Below are 12,372 nucleotides of genomic sequence, written 5' to 3'. Positions count from 1 at the left end.
AGCTCGCGCACGTACCACGCATGCTGCTGCGCCCGGAAGGCTTCGCCCACCCGCGTGCCGTCCTGGTCGAACGGGATATCCGGCGCACACAGGAACAGCAGGTCATACGGTCGCAATGCAGCCTGCCGCAGTGCCTCCGGCGCCGTACCAGACATCCAGCCGCTGTAGCCCAGCGTCACCAGCGGCGTGGTATCGCAGAACAGCCAGCGATGCGCATGCCGTGCGGTCTCGTCTTCGTGCTGCGGCTGTGCCATTGCGATGCGAAGCAGATCATCTGGCGTCAGCTCTCCGCCTTGCTGCTCCCATAGCGTGCGGCCATACTCCGGCACCCAGGCGGTCTGCAGTCGCTCGGCCATCACGCGCGCCAGCGTGGTCTTTCCGCTGGACTCGCCACCAATGAACGCCACGCGCTGCACATAGCCGGCATAGACCTGCGGTGCGAGGCCATGACGGTGCGCATGCGGATCGGCGCGCAGCTGGGTGCCACACGCCTGCCCGACGTCCAGTGCGCGTTCGAGCCGCTCATGGCGTACCGGCGCGCCGAAGTGCGTGGCCAGCGCCTGCGCGAAGCCGTCGCCGTAGTCCTCGCCGGTGTAGACCGCCTGCACCGGCACGCCGAACAGGCTCAGGCACAGCCAGGCGGTGAACTCGCGCTGCACGTGCTCGTTGTCGCTGTCCTGCGGCAGCGTGCGCACGGGCAAACCGTGCTGCGTGCACAATGCCGTCAGGCGCGCGTCATCAAGCACCGCCACCGTCGCCTGCGGGAAGCGCGCTCGCAGCCAGCGCTCGCGACGCTCGGCGCTGTAGCCTGGGAAACCCGGCTGCGACCAGCCGATCACCAGCAGCTGCCGGCAGCGCGTGGCGGCGAAGTCGATCAGGCGTTCGTGGCCGAGGTGCAGCGGGCAGAACTTGCCCACCACCACCCCCCGCGCAACGCGCTCAGGCGGCGGCATCGGCTGCCTTGGCCTCGGTCCGCATCAGATGGCGCCAATGGCGCAGGGCGACCAGCGCGTTTATCCAGAAACCGATGTAGAGGATCGAGGTCAGGTGCAGGCCACGGCTGTAGTACAGCGGCACCGCCACGGTGTTCACCAGCAGCCACACCCACCACGATTCCAGCTTGCGTCGCATCATCAGGATCTGCGCGATCACGCTCAGTACCAGCACCGCCGAATCGATGTACGGCGCGTAGGCGTTGGTCAGGCGGGTCAGCATCCAGCCGTAGCCGAAGGTGGCCACCACTGCCAGCGGTGCCAGCCAGGCCCAGGCGCGCGGCCGCAATGAAGTGATCGGCAACGGCGCACCGTGGTCACCGCGCAGCCACTGCCACCAGCCCAGCACGCTGATGGCGATGAAGAAGAACTGCAGCACCATGTCCGCATACAGGTGCGATCGTTCGAACACCGCAGCGAACAATGCGCAGCCGACGATGCCCAGCCACCAGGTGTGCACGTTGTTGCGGCCGGCCAGCAGGATCGAGCCAGCGACGGCGATGTTGGCAGCCAGCTCCAGCTGGAAGTTCGGGTCGGACAGGTTCATCGCGCTATTGTCGCGTAGATCCACGTGCGTGGATGGCCCACACCACTCCGCAAAAAAAAGGCCCCGCTTGCGCGGGGCCTCCTTTCGTACTGCGTCAGGCAATCGCCCGATTCAGAACTTGTACTGCATCGAAGCCGCCAGCACGTCGCCGCTGACCTTGTACTTGCCGGTCACGGTGTTGGCAGTGGCCGAGGTCGAGGTCACGTTCGGATCCTTGGTGAACAGGTGGGTGTAGCCCACGCTGTATTCCATCTTGTCCGAAGCGGCGTAGGTCAGGCCCAGCGACAGCCACTTGCGGGTGGTGTCCGGCACGCGCACGTCGCGGTGTGCGTCGGTGGTCGGGGTCTGGTCATAGGCCAGGCCGCCACGCAGGGTCAGCTTGTCGTTCACGCGGAAATCGGTACCGATCGACGCGAAGGTGGTGTCGCGGTAGTGGAACGGCAGCACGCTGTCCGGCTGGTTGGAGTCATAGTCGACGGTGACCTGGTCGAACTTGCTCCACGCGGTGCGCGTGACTTCGGCCATGATCTGCCACTGGTCGTTCACGCGGTGGGTGAAGCCCACGGTGGCGCTGGCCGGCAGGGTGATGGTCGCGCGACCGTTGCTGTCGATGAAGGTACCCGGGGCAGCGGTGGCCAGGAAAGCCGCCGCATTCTGCGGAATGGTGAAGTCCGCCTTGCCATCGGTGATCTTGTGCTCGACCTTCGAGCGGTAGCTGAAGGCGATGTTGGTGCCTTCCACCGGGGTGACGGTCATGCCCAGGGTATAGCCGACCGACACTTCATCGCCCTTGATGCGCAGGTAGCCATCGGCGGTACCCGGCGAGAAGCCGAGCTGGGCCGCCTGGCGTGCAGCCGCCTGCGACGCCGCCGCAGCCTGGGCTGCGGTGCCGCCGGCAGCCAGCACGCGCGCCGCAGCGGTGCGCTGGGCAGTGGCGTTGATCGCGGTGCCGGTGTCGACAGCGCTGGTCAGGTCGACGTTCAGGCGCTCGGCGAACACCGACGCACCGAACGACAGGTACGGATTGACGTCATAGGAGAACGCCACGCCCAGGTCGACCGCCTGCAGCTCGGTCTTGACGCCGTTGTAGCGGCCGACCCAGTCGCGGTCGTATTCGGTCTTGAAGCCGAACGGCACGGTCAGCGATGCACCGAAGTGCATGTTCTCCTTCTCGCCGAACGGCAGGTGGAAGTAGGCCGCCGGAACCGGGGCGATCATGCCGGCGTCGCCGCCGTTGCCACCGGAAATCGGAGCGCCGTTGCCGTACTGGCCCTGGCCACGGAACTTGGCGCCGAAGCTGATGGCGCTGACATCGCCCTGGATCAGGGTGCCGTCGAGCAGGCGCATGGAGGCCGGGTTGGTGGCGATGACCGAGGCGTCACCTTCGGTCGAGGTGGAGCCGGCGAACGCGCGGCCCAGGCCCTTGGCGCTGTTTTCCTTCAGCTGGAAGGCGGCAGCATTGGCATCGGCGGCGGCCAGCGCACCGGCAACGCCGACGGCCAGCAGGGTCAGTCGGGCAATGGTGGAAGCGGTTTGCATCGTAGTTCTCTCTCTCCGGTAAGCGGTGATGGTGCTCTGAGTGCGCCTGCGCCCGGCAGGCCCAGAGGCCCGTCGAAGCGCGCCGGATTCCCCTCCCGACATACGACGCCGTATGCGAGTATTACCCAGAGCCGTTAATGAAACAATAACGACGCAGGCGGTTTTTCCGTCTCAAAAGCTGAACAGGACAATCCCCGCCGCAAGCGCCCGCACGCTAGGCTAGTGCCATGTTCGTCTCCCTCCCGTCCCGCAAGAAGGCGGCCCTGCGCTGGGCCACGCCCGTGCTGTTTGCGGCACTGTGGCTGGCGTTCCTGTGGTCGATCTCGCGCCCGGACGATGCCCGCGGCAGCCTCTGGCTGGACTGGGGCGCCCTGTCCACCGGCCTGACCCACCCGCTCGACTGGTGGGCGACGCTGCAGGACGGCAGCGTGCTGCGCCTGTTCACCGCCCTGTTCCTGCACGCGGACTGGTCGCATCTGCTGGGCAACCTGGTGTTCCTGTTGATCTTCGGCCTGCCCGCCGAGCGGGTGCTGGGGCCCTGGCGCCTGCTGCTGCTGTTCCTGGTCGGCGGCGCGGTGTCCAACCTGGTGGCCATCTACACCATGGGCAGCCCGGACCAGATCATCATCGGTGCCAGTGGCGCGGTCTCGGCACTGATCGGTGCCTACCTGGCCCTGTTCCCGGGGGCGCGGCTGGGCGTGGTGATCCCGCTTGGCCTGTTCCTGGAATTCGTGCGTGCCCCGGCCTACCTGCTGATCGGCGTGTGGGCAGCGCTGCAGGTGGTGTTCGCCCATATCGGCCCGAGCTTCGGCATGGTGGCCTGGTGGGCCCACATCGGCGGCTTCGTGTTCGGCCTGGTGTACGGGGTCTACGTGCGCGCGGCGATCGCCCGCCGGCTGCGCAAGCGCCACGGCTTCTGACCGCCCAGGTAGTGCCGGCCGCTGGCCGGCTCCACGCTCACCGGCCGGTTCGTAGCGTCGAGCGTGCTCGACTCCTTCATCGATATGGATCTGCTCCGTCCGCGATGATGCTGAATGCGTCACTCGCGACTGACCACCAACGTGTTGTGGTGGGTATCGAACAGCAGTGTAGCGCCGTCATCCAGCACCACGAAGTACTCAAAGAACGGCAACTCGCCGAGCAAAGGAATCAGTTCACTTGCCTGCAGAGTCCAGATCGGCCACGGCGATGCGCGCTCATCTGACGCTACCAGGCAGATTTCGCCGTTCACTTCCGCCAGCAGTTCAGCCAGGCAGGAAAGGCCTTCATCACTGCTGTCGTATTGGATCGTCTGATCAGACGTCGCTTTGCCTGCCCACCAATAGACAAAGCGCGGATCAATTCCATGGCGACTCGCCAAGGATTCCAGCAAGCCAGTGGCACGGTCAATCGGCAGCGGATCGCGACCAAGCAGTTGGCTGATCGTAGTCGCCAGGTTCGAATCGTCCATGGGCCGATTCTATCGGGCGACACCTCGGCCGCGCCGCCTTCCGGATGAACAGGGCGTCCGCCGGGCATGGCCCGGCGCTACCGTCAGGGCTTGGCCGGGACCGGAACGGACTTCGCTTCCGACTTCGCTTCCGGCTTCGCCGCAGCGGCCTTCGCGGCCTTGGCCGCATCCGCCTTCGCCGCTTCGGCCTTCAAGCGTGCAGCCACCGAACCCGGGTTCTTCAGCTCGGCCAGCGCGTCATTGATCGGGCCATCGCCCGGCAGCACCGCACCGGCGTGGTAGCCCTCGGTGCCTTCGTCATCGCCACGCAGATGGCCCGGCAGGGTCGCTTCGCTGTAATCGCTCAGGCTGGCCGGCAGTGCCTCGTCTTCCGGGCGCGCCGCAGGCTTCAGTTCGACCTCCGGCACGATGCCAGTGGCCTGGATCGACTTGCCACTCGGCGTGTAATAACGCGCGGTGGTCAGCTTCACCGAATCGCCGTTGTCCAGCGGCAGCACGGTCTGCACCGAGCCTTTGCCGAAGGTGCGGCTGCCGACCACGCGCGCGCGCTTGTTGTCGCGCAGCGCCCCAGCCAGCACTTCCGAGGCGCTGGCCGAACCGGCATCGACCAGCACCACCACCGGTGCGCCCTTCAGCAGGTCGCCCGGCGTCGCATCGAACCGGGCATCGCTGATGCTGATACGGCCGCGGGTGCTGACGATGTTGCCCTTGTCGAGCAGGTCGTCGGCCACCTGCACCGCGGCAGTCAGCAGCCCACCCGGGTTGCTGCGCAGATCCAGCACCAGGCCCTTGAGCTGGCCACCGGACTGCTTCTGCAGCTGCTGCAGGTGCTTCTGGAAGTCCGACCCGGTGTCGGCCTGGAAGGTGCTCAGGCGGATGTAGCCATAGCCCGGCTCCAGCAGGCGGCTGCGCACGCTGGTCACGCGGATGGTCTGGCGGGTGAGGCTGACGTCGAACGGCTTCGGCTTGCCCGCGCGCACGATGGTCAGCACCACCTTGCTGCCGGCCGGGCCACGCAACGGTTCGCTCGCATCAATGGCGCTGATCGGCTTGCCGTCGATGGCGATGATCAGGTCACCGGCGAGGATGCCGGCCTTGGCCGCCGGCGTGTCGTCGATCGGCGAGATGACCTTCATGCTGGCGTTGTCGGGCTGCTGCTGCAACTCCACGCCGATGCCCTCGTAGGCGCCGTTGGCCTGCTCGTCGAAGGCCTGCGCGTCTTCCTTGTTGAAGTACGTGCTGTGCGGGTCGAGGTCGAGCAGCAGGCCGCGCACCGCCGACTGCATCAGCTTCTTGTCATCGACCGGGTCGACATAGGCCGCGCGCACCGCGTTGTACACGGCGACGAAGCGGCGGATGTCCTCCAGCGGCACCTTCGAGGTCACCGCCTCCTCGCTGTTCGCTGCCTGCCCGCTGGTTTCCTTGCTCGGGGCGGGCGCGGTCTGCTGCGCCCAGGACAGCGCCGGCAACAGGGCCAGCAAGAGGGTGGCGGTACGGGCTGCGCGCATGGATCACTCCTGTCGACGTTGGCATCGTGCCCAAGGCACATGCGTCGATTATGCGCGAAGCACAGCTAAATTCCCGTTGAATCCGTCCGCCACGCGACAGCGCCGGATTCAGCGCCGCTGCAGCCAGCTGTCCGGGTTGACCGGCTGCCCGCCCCGGCGCAGTTCGAAGTACAGCGCGGTCACGCCCTGGCCACCGGAATTGCCGACCTTGGCCACCGCATCGCCGCGGCTGACCCGGGCACCCGCATCCTTCAGCAGGGTGTCGTTGTGCGCGTACAGGCTCATGTAGCCGTTGCCGTGATCGACGATCAGGATCATGCCGTAGCCGGTCATCCAGTCGGAGAACACCACGGTGCCGTCGGCCACGGCGGTGACGGTGCTGCCGGCGGGCGCGCCGATCAACACACCACTGCTGGTGCGGCCGTCGGGCAGCTTTCCGCCGTAGCGGGCCAACAGGTTGCCCGACAACGGCCAGCCCAGGCCACCCACCTTCGGCGCCGGCGCAGAGGCCACGGCAGGCGGGACCTTGGTGGGCGGCGGTGGCGGGCGGCCCTGCGCGGCGGCCTGGCGTGCGGCACGCTCGGCGGCGGCCTTTTCAGCGGCTGCTCGCCGCGCCGCGGCGCGGCGCTCGGCTTCGGCCCGTGCCGCAGCGGCACGCAGGTTGGCCAGCAGCGTTTCCAGCGCCTTGGCGTCCTGGCCCAGCGCCTGTTCCTTCTCGCGCTGGTCCTTGAAGCGCTCATCCAGCGAGGCGACGGTCCTGGCGCGATCGCGACGGTCGGCTTCCAGCGCCGCAGCCTGCTGCTTCTGGTCCTGCTGCGCACCCTGCAGCTTCTGCTTGCGCTCGGCGATCTGCGCCTGCAGCACTTCCAGCTCTTTCAGGTCGGCTGTCAGCGTGGTGATGCGCTGTGCCCGCTCGCGTTGCAGGTAGCGGTGGTAGGCCAGGGCACGATTGGCATCGGCCACCGTGTCCTGCGACAGCAGCAGCTTCAGAGGTGCATGGTTGCCCAGCTGGTAGGCCGCACGCAGCAGGCCGGCCAGCTCGCGATGCTGCTGGGCGAGGTTGGCCTGCAGCGTGCTGCGGCGTTGTTCGGCCTCGGCCAGGGCCCTTCCCTGCTCGCGCAGCGCAGTTTCAGTCTGCGCAAGCGCACGGCCGGTGCGGGCCACCTTCTCGTCCGCCTCACGCAGCTGCTGCGAGGCCTGGCCCCGCTGGCCCTCGATCTGCCTGCGCTCCTGCGCCACGCCCTTCAACTCGCTACGCAGCTTCTGCAGCTTGCGCTCGGTCTCGCGGGTGGTCTGAGCGGCGCCCGGCAATGGCAGCGCCAAGGCGATGGCCAGCCCCAACAGCAGGCAGCGCCCGCCGCGGATGGCGGCGATGTGATGTCGGCGTGATGGGAAGGCGTTGTCGCGCAAGGGCTTTCCAGTGACTTCAGGCAGTTGCAGGGGGTACCGGGGAATGGTGACATCTCCGCACGCGGCCTGCCAGCCGCACATCCATCGAGGTCCCATGAAAACTCTTTCCATTCCGCTGTTGTTGGGCGTCCTGCTCGTTGCCGGCCCCGCCGGTGCCCAGGACAACATCAGCAAGGTCAACGGCAGCATCAGCGCCGAGCCTGGCCAGCGCTACGGCAAGCTGGATACCGTCAACGGCGGTATCCGGGTTGGTGAAGGCGTCGAGACCGGCAGCATCGACACCGTCAACGGCGGGGTCAAGGTGGCCGACCGTGCACGTACCGGCAAGATTGAAACGGTCAACGGCGGCGTACGCCTGGGCCGCGAGGTGATTGCACACGGCAGCGTCAGCACCGTCAACGGCAGCATCTTCACCGATCGCGGCAGCCAGATCGAAGGCGGCGTCGAAACCGTGAACGGTGGCATCGGCCTGGTCGAAAGCCGCGTCGGCAAGGACGTGGAGACCGTCAACGGCGATATCACCGTCGGCATCGGTTCCCAGGTCAACGGCGGTGTGCACGTGCGCAAGCCGAACTTCAGCGTCTCGCTCACCGCCAGCCGCAAGCCGCGCGTGATCGTCGGCCCGAATGCCGTGGTCAACGGCCCCCTGCAGTTCGAACGCGAGGTGGTGCTTTACGTGCATCGCACCGCGCGCATCGGTCCGGTCACCGGCGCCGAACCGATCCCGTTCGACACCGAAACCGCCCCGGCGGACTGAGCGCACCGGACCGCTTGGTTCGGTGATACTCGCTGATACCGGCCGTGCACGACGTGCGGCCGCCCTTTGTTTTCCAGGAATCGACGATGCCCCGCAAACTCCTCCTGTGCCTGGCCGCCGCGGCCGCGCTCAGTGCCTGCAAAGGCGAAGACACGCCGGCCACCGCACCGGCGTCAGCCACCGACACCGCTGCCGCGAAGCCGGCGGCTCATCAGTTCTCCCCGGAGATCAACGCCGGCGACTTCGCCGAGATGGTCAAGACCCTGGCCTCGGATGAATTCGAAGGCCGCGCGCCGGGCAGCAAGGGCGAGGAACTGACGGTCAACTACATCCGCGACCAGATGCAGCGCATCGGCCTGCAGCCCGGCAACGGCGACAGCTGGTTCCAGGATGTGCCGATGACCGAGACCACGGCCGACGCATCGACCGTGCTGAAGATCACCCAGGGTGGCAAGACCACCGAGCTGAAGTTCGGTACCGACATGGTGGTCGGCACCCGTACCGGCCAGGCTGAGGTGAAAGTCGATGCCAGCGACCTGGTGTTCGTCGGCTACGGCGTTGATGCGCCGGAGCAGAAGTGGAACGACTACGCCGGCCAGGACTGGAAGGGCAAGACGGTCGTGATGTTCGTCAACGATCCGGGCTTCCATGTTGACGACGCGAAGCTGTTCGACGGCAAGCGCATGACCTACTACGGTCGCTGGACCTACAAGTTCGAAGAGGCCGCGCGCAAGGGCGCCGCCGCGGCGCTGATCGTGCACGACACCGCCGGTGCCTCCTATGGCTGGGACGTGGTGAAGAACTCCTGGGCCGGCCCGCAGTACGACCTGCCGGCCAAGGATGACCCGGAAGCCCGCATTCCGGTGCAGGGTTGGCTGAGCGCCGACGCCGCCAAGGCGCTGTTTGCCGGTGCCGGCCTGGACCTGGCACAGGCCTACAAGGACGCCAGCAAGCGCGGCTTCAAGCCGGTGCCGCTGAAGGCCACCGCTACGGTCGACCTGAAGAGCCAGATCGCGCAGAAGCAGTCGCGCAACGTGGTGGGCGTGCTGCCGGGCAGCAAGCGTGCCGACGAGGCCGTGCTGTACATGGCGCACTGGGACCACCTGGGCAAGCATGAGGGTGAAACCGGCGACAACATCTACAACGGTGCGGTCGACAACGCGACCGGCGTGGCCGGCATCCTTGAGGTGGCCGAAGCCATGGCCCACCAGGATCCGAAACCGGAGCGCTCGGTGGTGTTCGTGGCGGTGACCCTGGAAGAGTCCGGCCTGCTGGGTTCGAAGTACTACGTCTCCCACCCGACCTTCCCGCTGGACAAGATTGCCGGTGTGATCAACATCGACGCGATGTCGGTGGCCGGCCGTGCCAAGGACGTGACCGTCACCGGCTTCGGCAGTTCGGAGCTGGAGGACATCCTCAAGCCGCTGGCTGCGGCCCAGGACCGCACGCTGCATGGTGAGACCTCGGTGCAGAGCGGCTTCTACTTCCGTTCGGACCACTTCAACTTCGCCAAGGCCGGCGTGCCGGCCCTATACGCCGATGGTGGCGAGGATCTGCGAGAGGGTGGCGTGGACGCCGGCCGCAAGGCCGCAGCGGACTACGGCGCCAACCGCTACCACGGTCCGAAGGACGAGTTCGACGCGTCCACCTGGAAGCTGGACGGGACTGTCGAGGACCTGCAGCTGATGTACGGCGTCGGCAAGGAACTGGCCGGTGGCGATCGTTGGCCGAACTGGTACGAAGGCAACCCGTTCAAGGCAGCCCGCGACGCGATGATGAAGGACAAGGCTTCGGCAAAGTAAAGCCGGGCCATGCTCGACTGAACATCGTTGAGAGCAGAGCGGCGCCCCACGGGGCGCCGCTTTTCTTTTGCGTACCGTCGGCGGCAGATCCACGATTGGTGTGGATCTGCCGGTAGTGCCGGCCGCTGGCCGGCAATCGATTGGTAGCGGCCAACCTTGGTTGGCGCCATGCTTCCTCGCAGTGGGCCTCCACGCATGGCGTGGATCTACCGGGCCATGTAATGCCATCGGGTTGCCGGCCAGCGGCCGGCACGACCCGCATTTACTGCGCACAAAGAAAAACCCCGCTGCGTGAGCAGCGGGGTTTTGGGTGTAAACCCTGGCGATGACCTACTCTCGCATGGCTTGAGCCACACTACCATCGGCGCAGCTGCGTTTCACTTCCGAGTTCGGGATGGGATCGGGTGGTTCCACAGCGCTAATTTCACCAGGGAGACGGTTGCAGCAGCGCTTGCAGCGCCAGCTTCGCGATCTTGCCCTTGGGGCGGAAGGCGTCCAGAAAAGCAATGCCTTCACTTAATAAGAAAAACCCCGCTGCGTGAGCAGCGGGGTTTTGGGTGTAAACCCTGGCGATGACCTACTCTCGCATGGCTTGAGCCACACTACCATCGGCGCAGCTGCGTTTCACTTCCGAGTTCGGGATGGGATCGGGTGGTTCCACAGCGCTAATTTCACCAGGGAGGCGGTTGGAGCGTCGCCATCCGATACAGCCGGATAAGGCGCCTGCCTCTCGTAGTTCTTGTGACGTAGCGTGCACTTGGATGCTCTTACGACGTTGTCGTAAAGCCAAGGCAACTTGAGGTTATATGGTCAAGCCGCACGGATCATTAGTATCAGTTAGCTCAATACATTGCTGTACTTACACACCTGACCTATCAACCACGTAGTCTACATGGTTCCTTCAGGGGGCTTGTGCCCCGGGAGATCTCATCTTGAGGCGCGCTTCCCGCTTAGATGCTTTCAGCGGTTATCGCTTCCGAACATAGCTACCCGGCAATGCCACTGGCGTGACAACCGGAACACCAGAGGTTCGTCCACTCCGGTCCTCTCGTACTAGGAGCAGCCCCTCTCAAATCTCCAACGCCCATGGCAGATAGGGACCGAACTGTCTCACGACGTTCTGAACCCAGCTCGCGTACCACTTTAAATGGCGAACAGCCATACCCTTGGGACCGACTACAGCCCCAGGATGTGATGAGCCGACATCGAGGTGCCAAACACCGCCGTCGATATGAACTCTTGGGCGGTATCAGCCTGTTATCCCCGGAGTACCTTTTATCCGTTGAGCGATGGCCCTTCCATACAGAACCACCGGATCACTAAGTCCTAGTTTCCTACCTGCTTGATCCGTCGATCTTGCAGTCAAGCACGCTTATGCCTTTGCACACAGTGCGCGATGTCCGACCGCGCTGAGCGTACCTTCGAGCTCCTCCGTTACTCTTTAGGAGGAGACCGCCCCAGTCAAACTACCCACCATACACGGTCCCCGACCCAGATAATGGGCCCAGGTTAGAACGTCAAGCACGACAGGGTGGTATTTCAAGGATGGCTCCGCCACAGCTAGCGCCATGGTTTCATAGCCTCCCACCTATCCTACACAGACGAACTCAACGTTCAGTGTAAAGCTATAGTAAAGGTTCACGGGGTCTTTCCGTCTTGCCACGGGAACGCTGCATCTTCACAGCGATTTCAATTTCACTGAGTCTCGGGTGGAGACAGCGCCGCTGTCGTTACGCCATTCGTGCAGGTCGGAACTTACCCGACAAGGAATTTCGCTACCTTAGGACCGTTATAGTTACGGCCGCCGTTTACTGGGGCTTCGATCAAGAGCTTCGCCTTGCGGCTGACCCCATCAATTAACCTTCCAGCACCGGGCAGGCGTCACACCCTATACGTCCACTTTCGTGTTTGCAGAGTGCTGTGTTTTTGATAAACAGTCGCAGCGGCCTGGTTACTGCGACCCTCTTCAGCTATAGCTCGCACGAGCCACCAAAAAGGGTGCACCTTCTCCCGAAGTTACGGTGCCATGTTGCCTAGTTCCTTCACCCGAGTTCTCTCAAGCGCCTGAGAATTCTCATCCTACCCACCTGTGTCGGTTTACGGTACGGTCTGCGTAAGCTGAAGCTTAGGAGCTTTTCCTGGAAGCGTGGTATCAGTGACTTCGCCATAAAGGCTCGTCTCGGTGCTCGGTCTTAGAGGATCCCGGATTTGCCAAAGATCCAAACCTACCGCCTTTCCCCAGGACAACCAACGCCTGGTACACCTAACCTTCTCCGTCCCTCCATCGCACTTACGCGAGGTGCAGGAATATTAACCTGCTTCCCATCGACTACGACTTTCGTCCTCGCCTTAGGGGCCGACTCACCC

Annotated in this window: 8 protein-coding genes, 3 rRNA genes and 1 pseudogene (1 of these 12 only partly in view); 3 read left to right on the top strand and 9 right to left on the bottom strand. The window is 65.0% G+C overall.

From position 1 onward, the window contains the following. Positions 1-26 precede the first annotated feature (26 nt). The 3 genes and pseudogenes from Q9Q79_RS01685 to Q9Q79_RS01675 form a co-directional block, all read right to left on the bottom strand. Positions 27-356, bottom strand: a pseudogene (locus tag Q9Q79_RS01685) (ATP-binding protein); the annotation flags it as partial. Positions 357-939: 583 nt separating this feature from the next. Beyond that, positions 940-1,539, bottom strand: a complete 600-nt coding sequence (pnuC, locus tag Q9Q79_RS01680; RefSeq protein ID WP_049396190.1) for a nicotinamide riboside transporter PnuC — start codon at positions 1,537-1,539, stop codon at positions 940-942. Positions 1,540-1,650: 111 nt separating this feature from the next. Then, positions 1,651-3,078: an outer membrane protein transport protein gene (locus tag Q9Q79_RS01675; RefSeq protein ID WP_062606908.1), complete on the bottom strand. Its 1,428-nt coding sequence runs from the start codon at positions 3,076-3,078 to the stop codon at positions 1,651-1,653. A gap of 227 nt (positions 3,079-3,305) precedes the next feature. On the opposite strand from Q9Q79_RS01675, the gene Q9Q79_RS01670 reads away from it, so the two are divergent. After that, positions 3,306-3,998: a rhomboid family intramembrane serine protease gene (locus Q9Q79_RS01670; protein WP_005407784.1), complete on the top strand. Its 693-nt coding sequence runs from the start codon at positions 3,306-3,308 to the stop codon at positions 3,996-3,998. A 119-nt stretch (positions 3,999-4,117) separates the two neighbouring features. Here the strand turns inward: Q9Q79_RS01670 and Q9Q79_RS01665 are convergent, their stop codons facing one another. From Q9Q79_RS01665 to Q9Q79_RS01655, 3 genes are all read right to left on the bottom strand, one after another. Next, entirely contained in the window at positions 4,118-4,528 is a 411-nt protein-coding gene (locus Q9Q79_RS01665; protein WP_062606906.1) for a hypothetical protein, read from the bottom strand. Positions 4,529-4,611: 83 nt separating this feature from the next. Next, positions 4,612-6,036: a S41 family peptidase gene (locus tag Q9Q79_RS01660; protein WP_087803663.1), complete on the bottom strand. Its 1,425-nt coding sequence runs from the start codon at positions 6,034-6,036 to the stop codon at positions 4,612-4,614. A 108-nt stretch (positions 6,037-6,144) separates the two neighbouring features. Further along, a complete protein-coding gene (locus Q9Q79_RS01655) occupies positions 6,145-7,446 on the bottom strand; it encodes a peptidoglycan DD-metalloendopeptidase family protein (RefSeq protein WP_032965528.1) in 1,302 nt (433 codons plus the stop codon). A gap of 94 nt (positions 7,447-7,540) precedes the next feature. On the opposite strand from Q9Q79_RS01655, the gene Q9Q79_RS01650 reads away from it, so the two are divergent. Then, positions 7,541-8,203: a hypothetical protein gene (locus Q9Q79_RS01650; RefSeq protein WP_005407780.1), complete on the top strand. Its 663-nt coding sequence runs from the start codon at positions 7,541-7,543 to the stop codon at positions 8,201-8,203. 86 nt (positions 8,204-8,289) lie between these two features. Further along, positions 8,290-10,005 (top strand): M28 family metallopeptidase, encoded by a 1,716-nt coding sequence (locus tag Q9Q79_RS01645; protein ID WP_201863708.1) that lies wholly within the window; start codon positions 8,290-8,292, stop codon positions 10,003-10,005. 317 nt (positions 10,006-10,322) lie between these two features. On the opposite strand, the gene rrf (Q9Q79_RS01640) is transcribed toward Q9Q79_RS01645, so the two are convergent. The 3 genes from rrf (Q9Q79_RS01640) to Q9Q79_RS01630 all read right to left on the bottom strand — a co-directional run. Continuing rightward, positions 10,323-10,437 (bottom strand): 5S ribosomal RNA (rrf, locus tag Q9Q79_RS01640). A gap of 132 nt (positions 10,438-10,569) precedes the next feature. After that, positions 10,570-10,684: ribosomal RNA gene (gene rrf, locus Q9Q79_RS01635) — 5S ribosomal RNA — on the bottom strand. Between the two features lie 127 nt (positions 10,685-10,811). Further along, positions 10,812-12,372, bottom strand: a 23S ribosomal RNA gene (locus Q9Q79_RS01630); it runs 1,317 nt beyond the window's last position.

Source organism: Stenotrophomonas sp. a6, from assembly GCF_030913325.1.
Taxonomy (GTDB): domain Bacteria; phylum Pseudomonadota; class Gammaproteobacteria; order Xanthomonadales; family Xanthomonadaceae; genus Stenotrophomonas; species Stenotrophomonas maltophilia.
Note: the sequence above shows the minus strand (reverse complement) of the source record. Positions and strands in the feature narration are given on the sequence as shown.